Annotated in this window: 19 protein-coding genes and 1 tRNA gene; 10 read left to right on the top strand and 10 right to left on the bottom strand. The window is 56.4% G+C overall.

Going from position 1 to position 21,801, the window contains the following annotated elements:
• Positions 1-313: 313 nt before the first annotated feature.
• From ACR0BU_RS20400 to ACR0BU_RS20360, 9 genes are all read left to right on the top strand, one after another.
• The gene (locus tag ACR0BU_RS20400) at positions 314-1,012 is read left to right on the top strand and encodes a DUF4129 domain-containing protein (protein WP_480736586.1); all 699 of its coding nucleotides are present in this window, start codon (positions 314-316) and stop codon (positions 1,010-1,012) included.
• Complete coding sequence (locus ACR0BU_RS20395; protein ID WP_480736588.1) at positions 1,009-2,313, top strand: hypothetical protein; 1,305 nt, start codon at positions 1,009-1,011, stop codon at positions 2,311-2,313. Before ACR0BU_RS20400 ends, ACR0BU_RS20395 begins: the two co-directional genes overlap by 4 nt.
• Entirely contained in the window at positions 2,303-3,259 is a 957-nt protein-coding gene (locus tag ACR0BU_RS20390; RefSeq protein ID WP_480736589.1) for an AAA family ATPase, read from the top strand. Before ACR0BU_RS20395 ends, ACR0BU_RS20390 begins: the two co-directional genes overlap by 11 nt.
• Positions 3,260-3,327: 68 nt before the next feature.
• Positions 3,328-4,539 carry a DUF58 domain-containing protein gene (locus tag ACR0BU_RS20385; protein WP_480736591.1) on the top strand — a complete coding sequence of 404 codons (1,212 nt, stop codon included), beginning with the start codon at positions 3,328-3,330 and terminating at the stop codon, positions 4,537-4,539.
• The gene (locus tag ACR0BU_RS20380; protein WP_480736593.1) at positions 4,539-5,534 is read left to right on the top strand and encodes a stage II sporulation protein M; all 996 of its coding nucleotides are present in this window, start codon (positions 4,539-4,541) and stop codon (positions 5,532-5,534) included. Before ACR0BU_RS20385 ends, ACR0BU_RS20380 begins: the two co-directional genes overlap by 1 nt.
• Positions 5,531-6,424: an RDD family protein gene (locus ACR0BU_RS20375; RefSeq protein WP_480736594.1), complete on the top strand. Its 894-nt coding sequence runs from the start codon at positions 5,531-5,533 to the stop codon at positions 6,422-6,424. Before ACR0BU_RS20380 ends, ACR0BU_RS20375 begins: the two co-directional genes overlap by 4 nt.
• Before the next feature lie 120 nt (positions 6,425-6,544).
• Positions 6,545-7,339, top strand: coding sequence for a hypothetical protein (locus tag ACR0BU_RS20370; RefSeq protein WP_480736595.1), 795 nt, complete (start codon positions 6,545-6,547; stop codon positions 7,337-7,339).
• A 175-nt stretch (positions 7,340-7,514) separates the two neighbouring features.
• Positions 7,515-8,438 (top strand): SMP-30/gluconolactonase/LRE family protein, encoded by a 924-nt coding sequence (locus tag ACR0BU_RS20365; RefSeq protein WP_298937760.1) that lies wholly within the window; start codon positions 7,515-7,517, stop codon positions 8,436-8,438.
• Positions 8,439-8,573: 135 nt separating this feature from the next.
• The gene (locus ACR0BU_RS20360) at positions 8,574-11,759 is read left to right on the top strand and encodes an ATP-binding protein (RefSeq protein ID WP_480736596.1); all 3,186 of its coding nucleotides are present in this window, start codon (positions 8,574-8,576) and stop codon (positions 11,757-11,759) included.
• 9 nt (positions 11,760-11,768) lie between these two features.
• On the opposite strand, the gene ACR0BU_RS20355 is transcribed toward ACR0BU_RS20360, so the two are convergent.
• The 4 genes from ACR0BU_RS20355 to ACR0BU_RS20340 all read right to left on the bottom strand — a co-directional run bounded on the left by ACR0BU_RS20355 (position 11,769) and on the right by ACR0BU_RS20340 (position 16,050).
• Positions 11,769-13,166 carry a Dyp-type peroxidase gene (locus ACR0BU_RS20355; RefSeq protein ID WP_480736597.1) on the bottom strand — a complete coding sequence of 466 codons (1,398 nt, stop codon included), beginning with the start codon at positions 13,164-13,166 and terminating at the stop codon, positions 11,769-11,771.
• Positions 13,163-13,879, bottom strand: coding sequence for a hypothetical protein (locus ACR0BU_RS20350; protein ID WP_298937763.1), 717 nt, complete (start codon positions 13,877-13,879; stop codon positions 13,163-13,165). The genes ACR0BU_RS20355 and ACR0BU_RS20350 overlap by 4 nt, the downstream gene beginning before the upstream one ends.
• A 4-nt stretch (positions 13,880-13,883) precedes the next feature.
• Positions 13,884-14,897, bottom strand: a complete 1,014-nt coding sequence (locus ACR0BU_RS20345) for a catalase (protein ID WP_480736599.1) — start codon at positions 14,895-14,897, stop codon at positions 13,884-13,886.
• A gap of 103 nt (positions 14,898-15,000) precedes the next feature.
• Complete coding sequence (locus ACR0BU_RS20340; protein WP_300068448.1) at positions 15,001-16,050, bottom strand: patatin-like phospholipase family protein; 1,050 nt, start codon at positions 16,048-16,050, stop codon at positions 15,001-15,003.
• Between the two features lie 252 nt (positions 16,051-16,302).
• On the opposite strand from ACR0BU_RS20340, the gene ACR0BU_RS20335 reads away from it, so the two are divergent.
• Positions 16,303-16,392 (top strand) — tRNA-Ser (locus ACR0BU_RS20335).
• A 193-nt stretch (positions 16,393-16,585) separates the two neighbouring features.
• Here the strand turns inward: ACR0BU_RS20335 and ACR0BU_RS20330 are convergent.
• The 6 genes from ACR0BU_RS20330 to ACR0BU_RS20305 all read right to left on the bottom strand — a co-directional run bounded on the left by ACR0BU_RS20330 (position 16,586) and on the right by ACR0BU_RS20305 (position 21,801).
• A complete protein-coding gene (locus tag ACR0BU_RS20330; RefSeq protein WP_480736601.1) occupies positions 16,586-17,341 on the bottom strand; it encodes a VOC family protein in 756 nt (251 codons plus the stop codon).
• A gap of 91 nt (positions 17,342-17,432) precedes the next feature.
• Positions 17,433-18,335 (bottom strand): FAD:protein FMN transferase, encoded by a 903-nt coding sequence (locus ACR0BU_RS20325; RefSeq protein ID WP_480736602.1) that lies wholly within the window; start codon positions 18,333-18,335, stop codon positions 17,433-17,435.
• Entirely contained in the window at positions 18,332-18,847 is a 516-nt protein-coding gene (locus ACR0BU_RS20320; RefSeq protein WP_480736604.1) for a nitrous oxide reductase accessory protein NosL, read from the bottom strand. Before ACR0BU_RS20320 ends, ACR0BU_RS20325 begins: the two co-directional genes overlap by 4 nt.
• The gene (locus ACR0BU_RS20315; RefSeq protein WP_480736605.1) at positions 18,844-19,665 is read right to left on the bottom strand and encodes an ABC transporter permease; all 822 of its coding nucleotides are present in this window, start codon (positions 19,663-19,665) and stop codon (positions 18,844-18,846) included. The genes ACR0BU_RS20320 and ACR0BU_RS20315 overlap by 4 nt, the downstream gene beginning before the upstream one ends.
• On the bottom strand, positions 19,662-20,555 hold the full coding sequence (locus tag ACR0BU_RS20310; RefSeq protein WP_480736607.1) for an ABC transporter ATP-binding protein: 894 nt from the start codon (positions 20,553-20,555) through the stop codon (positions 19,662-19,664). The genes ACR0BU_RS20315 and ACR0BU_RS20310 overlap by 4 nt, the downstream gene beginning before the upstream one ends.
• Entirely contained in the window at positions 20,545-21,801 is a 1,257-nt protein-coding gene (locus tag ACR0BU_RS20305; RefSeq protein WP_480736609.1) for a nitrous oxide reductase family maturation protein NosD, read from the bottom strand. The genes ACR0BU_RS20310 and ACR0BU_RS20305 overlap by 11 nt, the downstream gene beginning before the upstream one ends.

Here is a 21,801-nt window from a genome sequence, read left to right as displayed (position 1 = left end):
GTCCTCCTGATCGACGTCGAACAGGTGCCATCGTTGCGTTACCAGAGCGTGACTGCGGGTCGTAATGGCATCTAACATATTAATTTTGTTAAATTTAATTTAACCTTTAGATCAACGGCTGAGTTTTAGGTCACAGAATCAGCTATGCACGTTCAGGCATGGCGGCGATTCGATCAGTCAGCCGTCAAAAAGTCGCCACAAGTAGTTGAAAAGATGTCCATGAAAAGAGCTGCACAGTAGGCTTCAGACAATCACTGAGTGAACCAAACTGAGGTTGTTGCGTGCAAAACGAGAGTGGACTATCGATACGACGATGAAGTTTCTTTGGGTCCCGATTGTCTCCTGTTTCGTGTGCGTCTTGTCACCTGCCAACGCACAGGAAGCTGCGCTTTCGGGGGTCGATATCAGTGAATCTGGGCAAGAGTACTTAAAGGCCGTCCGTTACCGCGGAATTGACACGGAGGTCGTCTATTTCGATCCCGCGCGCCCTGCCCCACCACTGGACACACGGTTTACGCCGGAAACCGAACGACGCCAGTCAGTGACATTGGACAACCGTTGGGTGGTGGGTGGTGTTTCGGCAATCGTTCTGATTTTTCTGGTTCTGTTTGTCTATTTCGGCGCCGGTGGAACCTCTGTGGCTTTCGGGTCGTCCTCGGAAAACGCGCAGCGCAAAGGCGGGCGCAAGCCCACCGGCGAACAGCTGGGTAGTGAGGAAACACCTGATTTGGAGGCGATCCTGCGCATAGAAAACCGCGATCAGGCAGTTGCCGGGCTGGCGCAGCTTGCGCTTGGTAAATGTCTGACCGCCAATGAGGTGTTGTTCAAACGCAGCTGGACGCATCGTGAGGCGCTGCGCAGCCTGCCACAAAACCTTTGGTACATTGCAGACCTGCGCGCGCTTGTTCTTGAGAGCGAACGGGTGAATTTCGGCCACCGTTCGATCAGCGAAGTCGATTTCCGCAGCCTGCTGGATCGCATTCGACCGATCCTGCGCGAGGTCCGCGCGTGACAGAAGCAACCGGATTTGAACCCACAGGCCGGGTCAGAATGGATTGGATTATCGTCGGCGTGGTGGTCGCGCTCTGCGTTGGCATCTTCCTGTATTTCACGGCGGGGCGGCAATACGCATTGCGCGAATCGGCAAGCGGGTTCGACGGGTTGGAATACTGGCTCAAGGATCAAAACCACGCGGCACAGAGCTTTGCCGGAGGGTGGCCACTGAATCGCAATACGGTCGGGTTGTTGATCCAGCCGGTGTATGATGCCCATCCAGACACGGAACGCAGCGCAGCCAAGACCAAAGATGAGCTGTTGCTGCAATCGGATGAGTTCGACCAACAGGTCGATGTCATCCGTGAAAAGGCATTGTCTGTTCCCAGCCTTGTGATCCTGCCGAAATGGCGCAGCGGAATGCGGCTGACCGGACTTGCGCACCCCTTTCTGATCGTGCGCGGCGCAAATACCCAAGAAGTGCTTCATCAAATCGTCGGGTCCGAGGTCGGACCGCTGTCCTTTGCCCGAACTCCGTTTTCAGAGTTTTCGCTCGCTTCAGATCGGAGCCTCGTCGCGCGTATCTATGCCGCTCAGACGTTCGAGGGGCGTGGCTGCGAACCTGTGTTAGGCCGTGAGGGAGCTATGCTGCTTGGGGCGTGCCCTCTGTCGGGCACCGGAGAAAAAGTACACGTTCTGTCCGACCCCGATCTATTGAACAATCACGGACTGGTTCTGGGGGACAACGCCAGGATCGCTGCGCAGCTTTTGCCTGAGATCGCAGGTGAGCATCGGATCATCATCGACTACAGCGACGAGAACTGGCTGACGGAACCCGAGCAGGTGATCGAGCGTGAGCGCACCTGGGAGGACTTGAAACGCCTGTTTGAGCCCCCTTTTGTGGTTCTGTGGGTTGGCGCAGGTCTTCTTCTGGCGCTGGCAATTTGGCGCGGCGGCATTCGCAGTGGGCCAATTGCCGATCCCCAATCCGGGTTGGGCACGGGAAAGCGAACGGCCAACAGGGTGCGTGCACGGCTGATGCGGTTGACCGATCAGGACGGCGCCTTGCTGTCCGATTTTGTTGACACCAGACTACGCGCCCGGGCAGCGAAGGTGTTTGGTACAACGCACGACAAAAGGGGTTCACCGGAACAGGCCTATCTAAAACTCGTTCACGCCAGACGGCCTGAACTGGCCTCTCGTCTGGATGACCTGATCCAGGCAATCCGGGCACTGCCGCCACATATCAGTGCCGATGACGCCATAGAATATGTAGACCAATTTGAATTGATACTGGAGCAACTTGCCGATGACGCTTGATGAATTGTTTGCCCATGCCGAGGCCCTGAGGGCGGAGATCGGCAAAGTTGTCAAAGGCCAGCAAGAGGCGGTTGACCTGCTGCTGACGGCACTTTTCGCCCGTGGACACGTCCTGCTCGAAGGTCCGCCGGGCACCGCCAAAACCCTGCTCGCCCGCAGCTTTGCTAGCGCGCTGAACCTCGAATTCGGGCGCATCCAGTTCACGCCGGATCTGATGCCCGGGGATGTTCTGGGCACATCTATCTACAACTTTCAGACCAGCGAATTTGTACTGACCAAAGGTCCTGTCTTCAGCCAGATCCTTCTGGCGGATGAAATCAACCGGGCGCCGCCAAAGACGCAGGCAGCCCTGCTGCAAGCGATGAACGAACGTATGGTGACAATCGACGGAACCGATCACTCGCTGGGCGCCGAATTCATCGTCGTTGCCACCCAAAACCCGATCGAGCAGCAAGGCACTTACCCACTGCCCGAGGCCCAGCTTGACCGGTTTCTGTTCAAGGTGAACCTGACCTTCCCACCGGAAGACGTCGAATTGTCGATCCTGCGCCAGCACGCGGCCGAGCCGTTGGATTTCCTAAGCGCGACCCAAACCGTGAACCCCCTGCTGGACGGGGAAATGATGGCAGGGGCACGAAAGCTGATTGATGGTATCGTCTTGGATGACGATATTCTGGCCTATATCCTGCGCTTAGTACGGGCGACCCGGGAAAGCGCGGATATTGCCTTTGGCGCCTCTACACGTGCTGCGGATGCCATTGCGGGTGCAGCGCGCGCCGCAGCCGCCCTCAACGGGCGCGATTTCGCAATCCCGGATGACGTCAAGAACCTGATCATCCATGCCCTGCAGCATCGTATTGTACTTAGCCCCTCGGCCGAAATCGAGGGGCGCGGGGCGCGTCAGGTGCTGGAAAACATCCTCAACCAGATCGAGGCGCCCCGCTGATCCGCCCCTCACGCATATTGCTGATTGCGGCCTGTGTGGCGCTTGGCCTTAGCCTGCTTGCGGTCGTAATGGGGGATGCAACGCGCACCATTGCAGGATTGCCGTGGGTCGTTCTTTGCTTGCTGGCGATTTGCGATCTTTTGTTGTCCTGGCCGCGCCGCCGGTCGGTCACCGTTGAGCCTTTGGGGGATGTCTTTGTCGGGGAAGACAGTCAGATCGAGATAAACATAACCCCCATGGCCGCCGGTATGCGCGGGCAACTGGGCTGGCCCGAAGGGTTGCAAGGCCCAGAGAATATCGATCTGTCCGTTCAGCGCTCGCAAATCCGCTTTCGCGCGATACGGCGTGGGACATGGAGGCTTTCCAATCTGTGGCTGACATGGGCGTCGCGGCTTAGGTTGTTCGAATTTGTTCCAAAAATCGCCTTTGGTCTTGAAGTCACGGTCGTTCCCAACATTCGCCAAATCCAATCGGGCGGGATTTCCACGACGGTTCAGTCCAGATTGTTCGGCGTAAAGGAAAACCGCGCCATCGGTGAGGGTACAGAGTTTCACCAGTTGCGCGATTTTGTTCCCGGCATGGATGCCGGTTCGATCGATTGGAAGCGATCCGCCCGGCATCGCTCGCTGGTCGCAAAAGAGGTTCGGGCCGAGCGCAATCACCACGTGATCATCGCGCTGGACAACGGATATCAGATGCGTGAGGAAATCGCGGGGCTGCCCAAGATTGACCATGCCATCACCGCCGCCCTGGCAACCGCATGGGCCGCGACCATCGGCGGAGATCTGGTTGGCCTTTATGCCTACGATGCCAAGCCCCGTCTGTTTCTTCCTCCCGAACCCGGACGCACAGCCTTTACCCGCCTGCGCAGTCGAACCGCCGAACTGAGCTATGAAAGCGTCGAGACCAATCACACCCTGGCCCTGACCGAATTGAACGGACGCACCCCCAAACGCAGCCTGATCATCGTATTTTCTGATTTCGTCGACACCACATCGGCCGAGCTGATGGTGGAAAATGTCCGCGTTCTGGCAAAACGGCACCTGATCGTTTTCGTCACACTGCGCGACCCCATCCTTGAAACGCAGGTTAACGCAGCACCTCAGGACATGAATGACGTGGCTGAAACCGTGTCCACCGGGCAGCTGCTGCAGGAACGCCGACTTGTGCTGGAACGGCTACACCAGATCGGGGTCACCGTTATTGACGCGGAACCGGATAATGTCTCCGCCCGGCTGATTTCAACCTATCTGGAAATCAAAGCGCGAGAAATGATCTGATGTCCGACACCGATCTGATCCGCTCTGCCCGGTTTCGTCAGGAACGTGAAGACGACTGGCGAAAGCTGTCGGATCTGGTTGACAAGGCCGAAAGTCAGGGCCTGCATCGCATGAGCTTTCAGGAAGCACGCGATCTTGCGGATCTGTACCGACAGGCGACCACCTCGCTCTCGATCGCGCGTGAGATTTCGCTGGACCGGGGATTGCTCGAATATCTCGAGGCGCTGACCAGCCGCGCCTATCTGAGTGTCTATGCCCCGCAGCAGCGACTTGGCGGGATCATCCGAAAGTTTCTGACGGCGGGCGGACCGCAGGCGATGCGCGCATCCTGGCGCGTTGTCGCGTTGGGCTTTCTTTGCATGGGAGCCGGTGCAATCGCCGGGTATTTTTTCTACTTTGACAACCCCGAATGGTTCTACGTTTTCATGCCGACTGAACTGTCCGGCGGGCGCGGTCCGGATGCAAGCACCGAATACTTACGGGCACAAATCTACGGTGAAGACTCAAGCACAGGTCTTGGCGCCTTTGCCACCTATTTGTTTTCGCATAACACGCGCATTGCGATCTTTGTATTTGGCCTGGGCGCATTCTTATGCGCGCCGACGATATTGCTGACCTTTTACAACGGTCTGATCTTGGGGGTGTTTTACGCTCTGCACATTGATCGCGGGTTGGGCTGGGATATGTTTGGCTGGCTCTCCATACACGGCGTAACCGAGCTGTCAGCGATTTGCATCGCCAGCGCCGGAGGTTTGCAGCTTGGGCTTGCTGTGCTCTTTCCCAGACAACAGACACGTCGCGCCGCGCTGCGTGCGGCGGGCCACACTGCGGTCAAGCTGGCATTGATCGCCGCGCTGATGCTGGTGGTCGCGGCCCTGCTGGAAGGGTTCGGGCGCCAGCTTGTGCAGGATCGCTCGACGCGCATTGCAATCGGCTGGGGCGTCGGTGGGCTGTGGTTGCTTTGGTTTGTTTTGGGCGGGAGAAAGCGATCATGAGCCAGGCAGCCCTGGATCGTCTTTTACCACCTGAAGGTGTGCCCCTGTATTTCCGGGTCGGCGGCATCGGCGTTCGGCTTGCAGCCCAGTTCACGGATTTGCTGATCACAGGCGCAGGCGCCGTCGCCATCTTTCTTCTGGTTTTGGTATTGAATCTTGCTACGCCAACAACAGCGATCGCCGTTGCAAGCATGTTGTTTTTCTTCATCCGCATCCCCTACTACGCGGCGTCTGAATTGCTTTGGAATGGCCAGACAGTGGGAAAGCGGCTGATGAAGATCAAAGTCGTTTCTGCCGATGGCCAAGCCCTGACCACTCAGTCTTTGGTCGTGCGCAATCTGATGAAAGAGGCCGAGATCTTTCTGCCCGGCACCTTAGTGCTGACCCTGAGTACCGAAGCCCTTGTGCCTTCGATCCTGTCTCTGATCTGGGTGATGGGTGTTCTGGCCGTGCCGTTACTCAACCGGCGCCGGCAGCGTCTGGGCGACATTATTGCGGGAACCTATGTGATTCACCTGCCGAAACCGTTTCTGCTGCCGGACATGTCCAAGACCATGCGCCCGCCATCAGCTGCACAACCTTCGTTTCAATTCCTCACGCATCAGTTGGAGCATTACGGCGCGTTCGAGCTGCAAACTTTGGAAGGAGTCCTGCGCAGTTCAAATCGCGCCAAGGGACCAGACGCCTACAAGCGCCACAAAGAAACGTTGGCCGCAATCGTCGTGCAGGTGCGACGCAAGATCGACTACGCCGAGCCGGTCCGCCCCGAGGATCAACAAGCCTTTCTCGAAGCTTTCTACAAGGCCCAGCGCGCGTTCCTGGAACAACGCCAACTGTTCGGAGACAAACGTCAAGATAAACATCACGCTGCATCGCCTGATCAGGAATAAGATGCCATGTTGCAATTTTACCTAAGGAAGAAGTCGGCCGTACTTTTTCTGCTTGCAGGTGATACCTCCAAGGCGGCTTTATCGGTCTCAGAAAAGCAATTGTTAGTTTAGGGTGTTAAAATGACAGATACTGTTAACCCCGGAACGCATGTTCCATTTGGCGTCGGCACTGTTGTCAGCGATACGTTTTCGATCTTCTTCAAAAAAATCCATATCGTCATTTTGTTGGGATTCATCCCGGCACTTATCGATGTCATACTGAATACCTATTCGCTGGATACGTCATTCGAGACCGTACCAGGCAGCAGTTTTGACTGGGGCGGATTCGCAGTGACAATGATCGCGGTCGGATTGATCTCGTTGGTCGCTGCCGCCGTGACGACGGCAATGGTCATCCAGTTGGCTTACGACACGAAGCTGGCACGATCGGCGCGCATCGGACAGTACTTTTCGGCCGCGCTCAGCAACTTGCCTGCAATCGCCATCCTTTCGATCGTCACGGCTTTCATTATTTTGGGGGGAACGCTCTTTGTTATCATTCCCGGGCTTTGGTTGTACGCTGTTTTTTCGGTTGTCGTCCCCGCTATTGTGATTGAGGGCGCCGGATTTGGCGCATTGCGGCGCAGCGCAAGTCTGACCAAAGACTACAGGTGGCCTATTGCCGGAACACTGGTTCTCGTTTTCCTGTGCGTCATGCTGGTGTCTTTTGTTCTTGGATTTCTGCTTGCATTGGTGGGCGGAAATCCCGTTCAGGGTGCCTTGTCACCAACGCCTGGTCCTTGGTTGTTCTTCGAAGCCGCGCTCAACGCGATTGCTTATGGTTGGACGAGTGTCGCGATTGCGCTGATCTTTGCTCGCCTAAAAGAGATCAAAGAAGGCGTCAGCGTTTCCGATCTTGCGGACGTTTTTAAGTAGCTTCTTTTGAAATACAGACCAACGGCAGGTGATCCTGCCGTGGGTTTTCGTATATTTGCGCTTACCAAATCAAAACCAAACTTGACCTTTTAGCCCTTTGGGTTGGAAGGTGACGTGTTTTCATAATCGTAGCCGGACAGGCTACCTGACATTCAACGGCCGTGGGAGAGATGATATGACATTGGAATTGGTTGAGCTGTGTAGCGGTTTAGGGTTCCCCGAAGGCCCGGTGGCCATGAACGACGGATCGGTTTTGTTCGTGGACATCAAAGAAGAAACGCTCGCTCGCCTGGGAACAGACGGGAAGGTCAGCGTCGTTGCCGAAATTCCGGGCGGCCCAAATGGCGTCGCCATCGGACCGGATGGCGCCGCCTATGTTTGCAACAATGGTGGCGTTTACAGCTTTGTACCTTTTGGCCCCGATCAGATCACCGTCCCAGCGCCGATACGCCCGAACTATAAGGGCGGTTCTGTGCATAGGGTTGATCTTGGCACAGGAGAGGTCAAGCAACTGTTCGACTCGTATGAAGGCAAGCGCCTGATCGCTCCGGATGATATTGTTTTCGACAGCGCCGGTGGGTTCTGGTTCACCGATACAGGGATCGAGGATGAGGAATCGACGCGATATGGCGGGCTGTACTACGCAACAATCGACGGAAAGACCCTGATCAAAGCGGCAACGATACCAATGCCGAACGGTGTCGGGCTGTCACCTGATGGCAAGACTGTCTATGTCTCAGACACTGTCTACGGCAGGCTCTGGGCCATGAAGATCACTGGTCCCGGTCAGGTAGAGCCGGGTCCGATCCACGGCATGCCCGGAAATGTGGTGCAAACACTGCCCGGATATCAGTGGCTGGACAGTCTCAAGGTCGAAGAATGCGGTCGCGTCTGCGTCGGAACGATCTTCAACGGCGGTATCACAGTCTTTAGCCCAGATGGCACAACCGAACATGTAGCGATCCCGGATCTGTTCACGACAAACTTGTGTTTCGGCGGCGATGATATGCGCGACCTGTGGATCACCGCCTCGAGCACGGGAAAGATCTACAAAACCAGATGGCCACGCCCCGGTTTGAAACTTGAGTATACAGCCTGACCCGTTTTCGGCCGCGCATTTTGGGTGTGGCACCAAAATGCGTGACAAAATAGATGGCATTTGACTTAACCTTTGCGTCAATATGACAGCTAGCGCTAGCGAGGAACGGCGCAGTGTTGTAAACCATTGGCCGATATGGGGGACATTTCGGGGATATCAGCTAAGGCAACTGGAGACTTGGGGCAAAAGCGCCAGGTCTCTGTGCTGTTTGCCGATATGGTCGGGTACACGGCAATCATAGCTGAACTGGGCGAAGAGCAGTCTCTGGAATTTGTTCGTCTCACCTACGAGAAACTTGTCGGCGCGGTTGAAGAACATGGCGGCACGGTCCGTGACTTCGCCGGAGACAGCATCATGGCGCTGTTCGGTATTCCTGATGCATTGGAAGACCCCGCTTTACGTGCCTGCCGTGCGGCAGTGTCGATCAACGCCTCATTTGCAGCCGCCGCTGATGATATCGAGGCCCGCTTTGGCGTCCGACCCGTCATGCGCGTGGGCATCAGTTCAGGCAATGTGCTTATGGCTGCGGTCCAAGGAGATGGCAGCCCGGCCACGGCCGTCGGTAGCACAGTCAATCTTGCCTCCAGGATCGAAAACCTTGCGACTCCGGGCCATCCCCTGATTTGCGACACAACGCGCAGTTTGGTCGAATGGGTGACAGATCTGAGTTTTTTTGGCGAGCATCAGGTCAAGGGCCTGACCAAGCCCCAAAAGCTCTGGCAGCTGCAATCCATCCATCAGGATGCGACACGGTTTGACGCATCTGTCGCGAAAGGTCTGAGCGGTTATGTGGGGCGAGAGCCCGAGCTAAATGGCATGTCTCATGCGCTGGCCCGGGCACGCCGCGCCCTTTCTGTCATAGATCTGGTCGCGGAACCCGGGTTGGGGAAAACGCGCCTTGTTTTTGAGTTTCTGCAGCAACTACGACGCGAAGACGCGCTGATCTTGACCGGATATTGTTTTGCCGATGGTCAGCAAACTCCGTATCTTCCCATCCTCGAAATCCTTCGAAACACATTTAAGATCCGGGATCGCGACGACCCCATCAGAGTTGCGCAAAAGGTTGAATCCGGCCTGAAAACCTGGGGCGTTTACTCTCACGAGAACCAGGCCTTGGTGCTCAATCTCTTTGGGCTTACTCCGCCGCCAGGGGTGCTGGATGGGCTTGACGGCGTTCTAATCGGCTTGCGCACGCGAGAACTGCTGCCGGTTCTGCTCAAGGCCAGATGTGCCAAGCAAAAAGTCATCCTGCTGTTCGAAGACAGTCACTGGATCGACAGCGCATCAGAAGAGGTGCTGCGCAATCTGATCGAAGTTGAGACGCTGTCAAACCTGCTCATCATTCAGACCCGACGCCCCGAGTACACGCCAGATTGGGTGGGCTGGCCCGGTGTCACAACCGTCGAATTGAAGCCGCTGGGCGTTGAGGACTTTGCCCAGCTAGCGCGGGCGCGGCTGGGTGTCGACACGTTGCCGGACGGTTTGGCCCTGCAGCTGACCGAACGCGCTGGGGGAAACCCCTTATTTGGCGAGGAAATCCTGAGTTTCTTGCTGGATCAGGGCGCATTGCAGGTTAAAAACAACGAGGCTGTTCTAGACACACAATTGATGGAAACCGGTCTGCCAGACAGTATGCGCAGCCTGCTGACCGCCAGAATGGAACGCCTGCAACCAGAAGACCATGACCTGTTGCAAGCTGCCGCCGTTATCGGGCGCAGATTTGATCCCGGATTGTTGTCTCAACTGGTCGAGAACACCGAGGAAACCGGGACAACCCTGCAGCGGTTACAGTCCGAGGATGTGATTTACCGCGAGGCGAATTCATCAGACTACGTTTTCAAACATGTTTTGTTGCGGGATTCCGTGTATCAAAGCCTTGTGTCTTCACGCCGGTCCGAATTGCATCTGGCGATCGCCGATGCGCTGGCATCGCGCAACGCAAATCGTCTTCACGAAACAGCGGAAACTCTGGCCTATCACTACGGGCAAACAGATCGAACGGATCAGGCGTTTCGATACAGCGCCATGGCCGGTGACAAGAGCTTGGGTGTCTATTCGCTGGACGAAGCGAACAGGTACTTTGTGTCAGCGCTCAACTTGTTCCAAAATGACCCAAGCTGCGCGTCGAAAGAACAGTTTACCGAGTTTCTCGCCAGTTTCGCGCTGTGCGCGAATATTTCCCTGCGCGTGAAATCAATCATCGATCTCGCCGAAACAGTTCGACCGATCCTTGCGCAAGTCGGAGATACACCGCATCACGCGTTGTTCCTGCACCACTACGTGTCCTGCCTAGTCTGCAACGGCAAATACCGCGAGGCGCACTTTATCCAGCAGGAACTGACGGGCATGGCCGAACGTCTGGGCGATCCGGCTTCCCGAGCATATGCGATGGTGAACGAGCTGTCGGTTTCGATCTATTTCTCACCCATTGAAAACGAGCTTTTTGATGCCAAAAAACGCATCATTGAACGCGAGCTTCAAAGAATAGACGACGCCTATATTCAGAACTTCTTCCTTGCGACCGTTGGCTGGAACGAGCTGACCCGCGGACGTGTTGCACGTGCGCATGCGACCTCGGACCGGATGATCGAGCTGGGCAAAGCCAAGAACGATCCGCGATCCTTGGGTTACGGGACCGCAATGAAAGCCTTGATTGCCATGGTCACGGATGACTATGAACTGGCACTGGCCATGGCAGAGGAGGCACGCGCGGCGTCGCAGGTCGAATTCGAACTGGCAATTGCCGAAGCTGCAAGAATTGGCGCCATGGTGCCACTTGAGAAACCGGACGCAATTGAAGCTGTGCAACGCCACATTCGCAGTTGCGATGCAAAAGGTTGGAGCCTGTTCACTGTGGGCCCCGCAACGATGTTGGGTGTTGCGTATGCCCTGAATGGTCAAGTCGCTGACGGCCTGCGTCAGATTGAAAACGCCATCCAGAAACGCACTGATGAAGGGACTAAGGTTGCTGCCGATTGGGCTCGTCTTTTCCTGTGTGAGATGTACTTAGCAATTCTTACAGGTGAAGGCGGCGGCTCACCTGGCGTTCTCCTTAGGAACTTCAGATCCATCATGCGTGTCATGTTGTTCGGCAAAAAAGAACTGATCGCTATGATTGATGAGGTACGGCGCAATCCGCAATTTGACGACCAGGGGCATTATGTTGCCCGCTGCGATATGATTATGGGATTGCTCTACAAGGCAAACAAAAAGAGATTGCCGGCCATCGAACACCTGACCAAAGCCCGCGTCGTCGTGGAAACAGCGGGTCAGACACCGATGCTGACCCGGATCGACAAGGCGCTGGCCGAACTAAAGTGACGTTTTGGCTCAGTCCGTCAGTTCCGACAAATATTTGATCGCAGCTATGCTCGGCAGGAAGGTGTAGGCTCCTCCGCGCGCGTAGATTAGACGCGGGAACCCGTAGATGCGGATCGTATCCCCGTCGGGTAAAGTCATATCGAACCAGCTGGTTTCAGGTGTATTTGCCCCCAATAAAGGATCATTCGCGCCGGTGATATTCGGATCCTGAAGGCCCAAATTGATCCAGTCACACATCACTGCTTCGAACTGCGCCGCGATATTGGCCCCGATGAAACTACCCAGCAGACCGCGTTCTGCATTGTCAGGGTTTTTGGGGTCGAAATCGGGCCCGTAAGACATACCACGTCGGATCAACCGACGCGTATAATTTGCAATACGTTGCACGATTGGACCGCCACGTGGATTGGCACGGCGCAGATGTGCCCCGGCCGGACAACGTGACGCGTGCGTATAGTCAAAATTGGTCGGCGAGACTTCGGTTTCGGGGAATTGTGCATCCGGCGACAGCTCGTACGGAACACCGTTGCGCCATCGCCCGCACATCTGTGCGGCGACCACTTCGCGCAAGGCACCAAACATGTCTAGGCCTTCCCCAATGCGGCCCAGATTGTCCGGGTCCGCCAGCAGATGTTTCTTGGGATGGTCCATTAGGGTTGTGGCCGCCTGATCCAGATAGTTTTCGAAGGCCACCACATCCTGTTCCAGCACCCGAAACGCGTTGAATGAGCCGTTAAAGCCCAGCTCGTGCGGTGTAGGCACACGGTACAAAACGCCTTCCTGCCGGGTTGGATACCCCAACAGCGCTGTACCCAGAGGGTCCATGGGCTCATCCACATCAGCCATTTCCGGATCAATGACGCGCTTGAACCGAGGCTGTGAAATTCCGTCGACATACCCAAAGAAAACCCGGCCTTCGGGAAGGTTTCGACCGTTACGTACACCAAGGACGGTAAAGGCTTTCGCCACCTCTGCTTCGACTTGATCAAGATGCTCGGAAACGTCCGAGTGAATGGATGCAATCAGATGCACGCGGTCTGGTTGGTCAAAAGGCGCGGGCCAATTCTCGGGGGCGCTGTCGCCGAAATCTCCGATCTTGATCGCACGCTTGGTCATGCCATGCTTGAATTCGGTCGGGAACGTGTTCAGGTGCCGGGAAGATGTTCCCAGAGCGCGCAGGCCTTCATACGTGATGCCAATGTTGAAACAGTAAGGCGGCCTTACCTCCCAAGTTACATCACGTGTGATCTTGGGTGAGTCTGCGGTATCATCATCAACAGCCGCCGCCAGAAAACGGCGCGCCGCGCCTTTGTCTTTCACTTCAAGGATCAGATGGCGCACCAGATTACGACGATAACCGCGCAGGATGTTGCCCTGAATATCAGAGAGTTTAAAATGCGTATTCACCAGCCCTGTCCAAATTTCTGGCGCACTTGCGCGGCCGAGACCCCGGGATAAGCGCGATAGCCGCCGCCCAACGAAAGGTTACGATTTGCATGCAACTGCAAAACGAACTCGCGCGGCAATGACGCCAACATATGCGGTGGTTCGTTCGGCGTTTGACCTTTGGCCGCATCCTGCAGACCAAACAAATCGGTCGGAAAATCAGGCGCCTGAAAGAGGTCGTGTTCCTGCACCCAGTCAATGAACTCCTCGACATTGTGTTCGGTGGGGATCAGATGCTCAGCACCATCCACCAGCGAGATTACATCGTTGAACACGCTTCCAATCGTGGTGATGAAATCCCGGATGTAATTGCTGAAATCGCCGTCATAAACGGATATCATGCAGATATTGTTGTCGATTAGAAGAAACCGCGCAAAGTGGACGGTGCCAACATTGTCCAGCCCGGCAAAAATCTCATCAACGTTCTCGGCAATGGCCAGAGTCGCATGGGCACGCCCGGCAGGCGACGGGTCTTTTAGCGGCATTATCAGGTTCATCATGCGCTGTACGTTCTGGCTTGGCTGCGGAGAGGGTCTTGGACCGCCTGGTAGTTTCGGCTTGGGATCCCGCCAGGCCCAATAGGGCACAACCACGTAGCGCGACAGGAACTTGAACCATCCCCGTTCCGGCAAGCTGTTGACGTAGCGATTGAACCAAGTGTTCTGGCGTGTCATCGGTTTACCTCTGCGAGAATGGGCAAGGTGTTCCGCTGCGCCAGGCGCTGGAGACCTTGTAGGCGTCAACGCGCACTTTCAACACTGGATCGTCCGACATCTCGATCCCGTCGGTCAGCAATCCCGGATTAAAACTGAGCTTTTCCGAGTGTTCGATCTGATCCTCTGGCACTGCGTTCAGCGTCAATGTTCCCATCATGATCCGTTTGCGATGTGGTGGCCATGGCCGGGCGGAATTGTTGAAATCGTCACCCACCTCCCCGATGGTCATCATCAGCGAAAAGCGCGCAGTTTCCGCGCTCAGCCGGTCTTTGAGTTCTTGCTGAAGGAAGTCATCCACTGGTGGCAAATTGGGGTTTGTCTCGAGAACACCCGCTATCGGCTGCCAGGCAAACCGCACCCAGCGACGGGTTTTGTTCGGGTCTGTAATAATGAATGTATGTACTGCGTGATACGCTGCACGCACGTAACTGACCGGAGCCCCGATCGCAGCGGCCTGAACCACACCCAGCTGCGCATGCGCGTTTTGATCCGCGAACTCAATGGCCCCTTCATCTGGGCTGATCGTTTCACCCGGATAGGGATCACGTTTTGGCAATATCAGGTGCAAGTAGTTGAAGATCTTCTGCCACGGGGTCTCGCCTTTGTACGGCTTGGGCTTAGCTTTTTCGGCAAAAGCCAGAAAATCCTCAGGCGTTGGCGAAAAGAACTCGGGCAAAGTCATTGCGATCAGATCTGTATCGCTTTTGTCCGACAGATGAAAACGAACGGCCATGCCACGCACATCGGACCAGCCATCACGTACCGTCGCCGCGCCTGATCCATTCGAAAAGCGCACAATGACATCTGTTTTCTTTTCGCGAAAATGTTCGGCAATACAAAAGTTTTGCGCGATCGGAGATGGCTTGAAATACCCCGTGGCGCTTATTCCAATCGTGTGAACTGGTCGCAGCGCTGTATCGCCATCAGGACGATGCAGTACTTCCACCAATTTTTCGGCAATGCCGGAATCCCCCATGTCCCAACTCTCAATCTGATAATTCTTTAATATCTATCAACTAATTCTTAACGACTGCTCTCAAAAACGCAACAGAGAGGTTGTTTTGGGGAAACTCGGAAAGTTACCATCTGTTCAGCAGCTTGACTGCTTTGTCCCAATGATGGGTCTGCTTGCTGGCCTGAAAAGCTATATCCATCATGTCATACGAGGCAGGTTTGTGTGTGGCCAGGCCGACAACTTTGGGCAATGGTGGGTTCAGACGTACCAGCCGGTCTTTCAGTACAAGATTTGCCATCCAGTACTGGTTCTCGGCGGATGTCGTCAGTAGCAATTCAATCAACGCACCCTTGGTTGCACCCGACGTAATACCGAACCATTTGAGCAACCCCCAATCATTTGGGTCCTTGATCATTTCTTCCGAAATATCTGTCGGTTGCTGACCGGTCCCGATGGACAAAGCCTCAATGTCTTCCAGCCCGTCTGCGTGATTTGCTGCAATCGCCACATTGATGCCATTCATCACCGGATTGTTGGCAAATGTGCCCCCGTCCGCGAAGTAACCATAATCGACACCATCCGCAGTGATCAGATGAGGCGGAAAGTAGGTTGGCGCGGCTGAACTCGCCATCGCCACATCCAACAGTTTGACGGCGCTCATATCCAGCCAGTGCTCGTGACTCAGATCCTGATTGGTCACTGTGAATGGCGACCAGCCAACCTTGTCGTCCCGATGCAGGCACACAGTATTGACCGCCAGAACGATCTCGGGGTCCAATGTCTCCAGCGTCCGATGCCCGACAAGGCTCTCTCCGATTTCTGCAAGACCTGTCGAGTTGTACTGTGACGCCGTGATCCCTGGGCCTCCGCCCAATTTGAATTTTCTCAGAACGTCGTCAAAGGCCTTGTCCAGAAAGGTCCGTTCGTTTTCACGGAAAAGCTTGTCCGCATCATCGCGGTAATGCGCCGCCAGTTTGCCGACCAGTGCAGCCATGTCCTTGCCCTGTGACCGACCGTCCGCCAGAGCAACCGCAATCATGCCACCCGTAGACGTCCCGGCGAACCCATCCGCCTTGTCCAGAAAACGCGTTTCTTCATGCAGGCTCTGCAGAATCAAACACGTCAAGTACCCTCTAATCCCGCCCCCATCGCAGGAAACCAGCCTGAATGCCATCCGACATGCCCCATATCACGTCCACCAATTTGACCCTGCCCCAACCCACCCTTCAGGTGAAAACGAGTGATGGACCAAACTGACTGCTACGACTCATTTACTGGCAACTATCATGAAGAAAACGAAACGCCACGCAAGAATACTTGAACTCGACCGTTACCTGAACGACACCGCTAAGGCATCGCAGAAAAATGCACGCGCCGGAAAAATCGACCTTGTATCTCGGTTACATGCACGGATATACCCGTCGGCGGAGACGTGGCCGAGTGGTCGAAGGCGCTCCCCTGCTAAGGGAGTAGGCCCGGAAGGGTCTCGAGGGTTCGAATCCCTTCGTCTCCGCCACTAAACTAACCCTATTGTGGGCATTCTTCCAGAAAATATGTATATTTTTCAGATGCGTAAATTTCATTAACCAACACGTCCCTGCGTTTCTAATATGGATGCGGAGTCACGAAGAGAGTATTGAAATTTGCCCGATGTCGCATGGTAGCCCATTCAGTGAGAAACACGTGCGGATCAGAATTGAAATTCCGTCTTAGCGAGTCATGAGCACAGAGAGTGTTCCGTTTGAATCCACGACCATGGGCTGACGCCTGTCTTCTAGTTGTTCGTCTTTCAGATTGACAACCGACCCCTTCATCTTCTGGACCTGTCGCAGCGCTTCGGTTTGACTGGGTACCCTGATGCCAGGAACCCATGATGGGATGGTACCCCCTTGGAGAGCGCCCGCGAGAACAAATCCGATTTCGATCCCCGCACAGAGGATCGGCCAAGGTCCTTTGCATGTGTGATCCAAAGGCGCAGCTCTCCAACCAAAGAGGTCGCTGTAGAATTCTGTGGGAAACTCATCTTTCAGCGCCAAATAGAATTCAGCACCGAACTGCATTGCTGGCGCAGGGTATTGGTGGCTGGACCGGGTAATGCCGATATATGCGCCATTTGGATCGCGTAGCAAACAGTTACGACCGACTCCGTTGACTTCAAACGGTGCCTTGGTGACGGTGCCGTCCAACTCCAGCGCCCTTTCAGCTGTCGCGTCGACGTCATGAACCTCAACATACGGCATCCATCCGAAATGCTCCGAGTCATTCAACTCGACAAATCCAGCACCTGCCTCGCCCTCCGAATGGGTAAGAATGTAGTCCCCCTGCCCGCCACCCCACGCGAACTCCATGGCGTGCTCTGTCACGTAGCTCCAGCCCGCAATCCTTTCATAGAATGATTTTGACTGAGTGGCATTCCTGGTGAACAGGTCATGCCAAACAAACCGGCCTATTTTATCTGAAACCATCTTTTCGACTCCGAGGTGTACGCACTGCCTAGCGTGCAGAGACGGCGCCTGCGTTGACTTGGGTCAATGAGCAAGACGGGCGGGTTGGTCATCAGACAAACATCTCCAGCACGGCCCCGGAGAATGCCGCAATGACAGCTTTCACCCTGCGTTTTGGAAGTGCGCACAAGGCCGTAGATAGGCCATCGGCTAAGGCCGCATTGGTCGCAGAGACGGACACGGTATGCATCGCAACTTCGTCGCCTTTTGGATTGAGGATATGACCTTGCTGATCCGCAAGCATCATGCTGTTGGGATTCGAGGTTGCGACGGCTCTGTCCTGAAGTGAGATGGTCTTTTGAACTTTGCCTTCGGGCCCAGCCAAACCGACGCGCCAGCCTTGCCCGTCTGCCCGCCACCCATGGGCCGCGATCTCTCCCATGTTCACCAGAACATCACGTAAGCCATACGACGCCAGCAGCGCGCTGATACGATCGGTTATGGCGCCTTGCGCTATACCATTCAAAGTCAGTGCCGACTGACCAGGTTGTGGCAGACGGATCTGATCTGTCTGAACAGACACGCGGTTCCAGCCAACTGTATCTCGGGCCGCAGTCACTTGGTCCGAGTGTGCTCTGGTTGCCAATGCGGCCCAGAGGGGTTGAATTGTGGGATCAAAAACGCCGCCTGTGGCCTCGAACAAGGCTGTGCACAGACCAAGTATATCTAACAGTTCCGGCGCTGGGGCGATCAAATGCCCATACCGGTTCAAACGGCACAGTTCCGAGTCGGGCCGATACAGGCTGAAGATGTTTTCCAGACGGATCACTTCGGCCTCGACCGCTGCAAAGATTGGCGCGGCTTGGGTCTCCGTCAACCCAACCAACCGTAGACTGGCCGGTGCGCCCAAGGCAGTGCCTCGCCAACGGGCGATTGATGCCGGCATGGCGCTTGTGGGAACGGCAGCGCAAGCCGCAGACATGAACAGGAAACGGCGGCGGGACAAATAGGTCATGCTGGTGTCTCCAACTGCAGATCCAGATCCACCGGTCCCAGAACTTCGGTACTAGGAATGCCGGACAGAGGCAGGGCGGAGCCGCCAAACCGTTCGATGAACGCTGAAGCATCTGCCGGATCGGCAAACGGCACAACCTCACGGGCGCCCATACCACCCGCAACGTCGGCGCCAACGACAAATGTCGCTCCATCGGCCACGATCCAATTTGAAATCCCCGGTTGCCGCCAGCTGGGCGCGATACCCATGTCACTGACATAAACGGCGGTGATCTCGGCGTCCCGTTCGGGGCTTTTGAGATACGCCACCATGTCGCGCACCTGCGCAAAAAACAGCGGGGTCGGGTATCCCTTCAGGTGGATCTGGCCCTTAGGTCCGCCATGTTCGGCGATATTCATCTGGCAGAAATAACTTAGTGCATCCGGCGTCAGGTCGACGGGGTTCGGGGCCTCGGCGACCTCCTCCTTGCAGGCAGCCAATGCGACGAGCGCTATAAGGGCAAGGTGTCTCATGGCTCAACCCTCCGAAATGCGAAGCGGGCAAGGGCAAAGCCGATCACTGGCCAGATCAGCAGCGAGGTGGGCGCCGCCAAGACCGGCAGCGCCTGTGCGGCACCGCTCATACCCGAAGCCATCGCGACGCCTTCGGTTGCGGCGATGTTCCATAGTCGGAAAGCGTCGGCCGGGTTGGCCACCATCGCCCATGGAAAGACGGATTGGGTGAAGGTGCCGCCCTCGTCCATGACGACGGCTCCCAACAGCCCAAGATCGTAGAGGACGACAAAAACCAGCCAGAGCCCGGCCGACAAGCCTGCTGCCGCAGTGGCCCCCTTTGCCAGGGCAGACAGCAGGTATCCCAACGCCAGGAACACGGCGCCCAACAGGATTGATGTGAGGATCAGGCGGACCAGCGCCATCAGGCTTTCCGGCCCAGCGCCTCCGAACCAAGCCGCGACGGCTCCTGCGGCGCCAAAGCCGATGAACATGGCAAAGGCCAACGCCGCAAGATGCGCGGTGAACTTACCCAGCAGAATCTCTCCGCGCCCTGCCGGATATGACAGCAGCAGCGACAGGCTGCCGCGATCGACATCCCCGGCGATGGCATCAAAGGCGATCATCAGCGCCAGCAACGGTGCAAGATAAACCGACAGCGTGGTCATCGACGCGACCGAAACGGTCAACATGTCGACGCCCAAACTGCCGGTTGGCGCGCTGCCTGCAAAGGTCAGCGCCAGCGCGAACAGCACCATGATAAGCGTTGCGACCAGCAGCCAGCGATTGCGCCGCAGGATCAGCATTTCAGTACGGGTGATTGCAAGGAAACGGGTCATTGCATCTCCTCCTGTGCATAGTGGCGATAAAGGTCCTCCAGCTTGGGCGGAGTCATTTCCACATCCGCAACCGCATCGCCCATCCCAGCGATACGGCGCAGAGCCTCCATCTTGTCATCTGGGGAACACAGCAGCTCGACCGAGACACCGTTGATCCGTTTGCCGCCCAGCTCGGCGGCAAGCGCATCTGGGTTGGTGCTGGCACGCACTTGCAGGCGGATTGGCAATCCGGCCAGTGCTGACAGGTTGCTCAACGTGTCGTCGGCGACCATCCGGCCCTTGCGCATGATGGCGATGCGATCAGTTCGAGCCTCGACCTCTGTCAGGGCATGAGAGGCGATCAGGACCGCGGTCCCGTGCGCTGCCAACTCGTCGATGATGGCGTAGAGGTCCTGCCGTGAGATCGGGTCCAGCCCGCTCGTCGGCTCATCCAAAAGTGCTACCTTTGGCTTGCCCAAAAGGACCTGCGCCAGACCCAGACGCTGCCGCATTCCTTTGGAATAGGTGCCGATGCGGCGATCCAGCGCGTCGCTAAGACCTACCCGGTTCAGCAGGGCCGGAACATCGGCCTTTTCACCAGACAGCTTCGCAAACAGGGTCAACTGCTCCCGCCCGGTCAGGGCGGGATGGAACGAGACTGCCTCGGGCAGATAAGCCGTTTCCCGGCGCGCTTGCGCGCTGCCGGGGGTGGCGTCCCCGATCCGAATGGCTCCGCCATGGATCGGCGTCAGTCCAAGGATGGATTTGATCAGCGTCGACTTGCCCGCGCCGTTATGGCCCAGCAGCGCCACGCGCTGACCGGGGGCAAGTGACAGAGTGATATCGTCAAGAACACGGGCTTTTCCACGGTCCTTGAAAACATGGTCGATTGACAGGGCCTTATCCGTCATGAGGCACCTTTTTCATTGCTGGGGGTTCAGGGGCTTGCATCAATGGGTTGCTGTCCATCACGCCCCCCGGCAACAGCGCCGGGAAGGCGGATTGCGACCAGCGCACCAGTTGCACGGCAGGCGAGCCGAGCAACAGTTTGGCTGCGGGTTGGGTCCACAACACATGGTCCATCGAGTCATTGGGGCGATAGGGGGCATCGGCGATGCCGTTGCCATCCACGTCGTATGCGGCGAAATCGGACCAGTAGTTGCCGCGTCCATTCTCGGACCACTCGACCCACTTGGTCGAGACGTATTTCACTTGGGTCCGGTTACCGACAAATGCGTTTCCGACGATCCGGTTACGCTCGGACCCGGCCGTAAAGTGGATGCCGATGCCGCATCCCTGGAACCAGTTGTCGGTGAATTCGTTTTTGTTCGAGTTATAGAGGAAAGTGCATTTTTCCTTGGCACCTTTCACCACGTTGCCAGTGATGGTGCTTTTGTTGGCGTAGTTCAGCATCACGCCATGTTCGCGGTCACCTATCGAGACATTGTTGGCCACGGTCACATTAGTCGTGAACATCACCGCATAACCCAGATCGTTGCCGATCGAGACGTTGTCGCTGACGATCGAGTTATCGGCGTACATATAATGCACCGCAAAACGCAGATCGCGGAACAGGTTGCCGGTGAAGGTGTTCTCTTTCGACGAGTTCACAAAGATCCCGTCACGGCCATAGCGGATATCGTTGTCTTCAACCCGCGCACCCGGCGCGTTCCAGACATAGACACCATTGCCGCGGTCATTCATCCGCTGGTCCAAACGGCCTTCGATCCGGTTGCCACGCACGATGCTGTCCTTGGCCCCGTGAATGTCGATGCCATAGAGATTGCCAAGCAACACGTTATCCTCGACCACCGGCGCCTTGGCCGTTTTGGTCAGTTGGATACCGCTGTCGATCCCGTCATGGCTGGAACCTGAACCGATCACTGTCAGCCCGCGCACGGTCACGCCCGGCCCGGTCACGGTAATGACGCTGCCGTTGCCTTGTCCGTCGATGGTGGCTTGGCCCAGCCCGTCGATGGTGACGGGCCGGTCCAGAACCAGGGTTTCGGTGTAGACGCCGGGGCTCAGGCGGAGGGTGTCTCCATCCGCCGCCTGAGCCAGTGTTTCATTGATGGCCCCCGCCCGATTGGGCACATCCCAGTCGGCCGCCCAAAGGGGCGAGCCGAGCAGGAGCGGTATGAGCAGGGACCAACGCAT

It is taken from the genome of Ruegeria sp. CK2 (genome assembly GCF_056536585.1).
Note: the sequence above shows the minus strand (reverse complement) of the source record. Positions and strands in the feature narration are given on the sequence as shown.

Bases quoted from the DNA above. Each gene is read 5' to 3' on its own strand.
- ACR0BU_RS20400 (WP_480736586.1), top strand. From the start codon at position 314: ATGAAGTTTCTTTGGGTCCCGATTGTCTCCTGTTTCGTGTGCGTCTTG.
- ACR0BU_RS20390 (WP_480736589.1), top strand. From the start codon at position 2,303: ATGACGCTTGATGAATTGTTTGCCCATGCCGAGGCCCTGAGGGCGGAG.
- ACR0BU_RS20385 (WP_480736591.1), top strand. From the start codon at position 3,328: ATGGGGGATGCAACGCGCACCATTGCAGGATTGCCGTGGGTCGTTCTT.
- ACR0BU_RS20380 (WP_480736593.1), top strand. From the start codon at position 4,539: ATGTCCGACACCGATCTGATCCGCTCTGCCCGGTTTCGTCAGGAACGT.
- ACR0BU_RS20375 (WP_480736594.1), top strand. From the start codon at position 5,531: ATGAGCCAGGCAGCCCTGGATCGTCTTTTACCACCTGAAGGTGTGCCC.
- ACR0BU_RS20370 (WP_480736595.1), top strand. From the start codon at position 6,545: ATGACAGATACTGTTAACCCCGGAACGCATGTTCCATTTGGCGTCGGC.
- ACR0BU_RS20365 (WP_298937760.1), top strand. From the start codon at position 7,515: ATGACATTGGAATTGGTTGAGCTGTGTAGCGGTTTAGGGTTCCCCGAA.
- ACR0BU_RS20360 (WP_480736596.1), top strand. From the start codon at position 8,574: ATGGGGGACATTTCGGGGATATCAGCTAAGGCAACTGGAGACTTGGGG.
- ACR0BU_RS20350 (WP_298937763.1), bottom strand. From the start codon at position 13,879: ATGACACGCCAGAACACTTGGTTCAATCGCTACGTCAACAGCTTGCCG.
- ACR0BU_RS20345 (WP_480736599.1), bottom strand. From the start codon at position 14,897: ATGGGGGATTCCGGCATTGCCGAAAAATTGGTGGAAGTACTGCATCGT.
- ACR0BU_RS20340 (WP_300068448.1), bottom strand. From the start codon at position 16,050: ATGGCATTCAGGCTGGTTTCCTGCGATGGGGGCGGGATTAGAGGGTAC.
- ACR0BU_RS20330 (WP_480736601.1), bottom strand. From the start codon at position 17,341: ATGGTTTCAGATAAAATAGGCCGGTTTGTTTGGCATGACCTGTTCACC.
- ACR0BU_RS20325 (WP_480736602.1), bottom strand. From the start codon at position 18,335: ATGACCTATTTGTCCCGCCGCCGTTTCCTGTTCATGTCTGCGGCTTGC.
- ACR0BU_RS20320 (WP_480736604.1), bottom strand. From the start codon at position 18,847: ATGAGACACCTTGCCCTTATAGCGCTCGTCGCATTGGCTGCCTGCAAG.
- ACR0BU_RS20315 (WP_480736605.1), bottom strand. From the start codon at position 19,665: ATGACCCGTTTCCTTGCAATCACCCGTACTGAAATGCTGATCCTGCGG.
- ACR0BU_RS20310 (WP_480736607.1), bottom strand. From the start codon at position 20,555: ATGACGGATAAGGCCCTGTCAATCGACCATGTTTTCAAGGACCGTGGA.
- ACR0BU_RS20305 (WP_480736609.1), bottom strand. From the start codon at position 21,801: ATGCGTTGGTCCCTGCTCATACCGCTCCTGCTCGGCTCGCCCCTTTGG.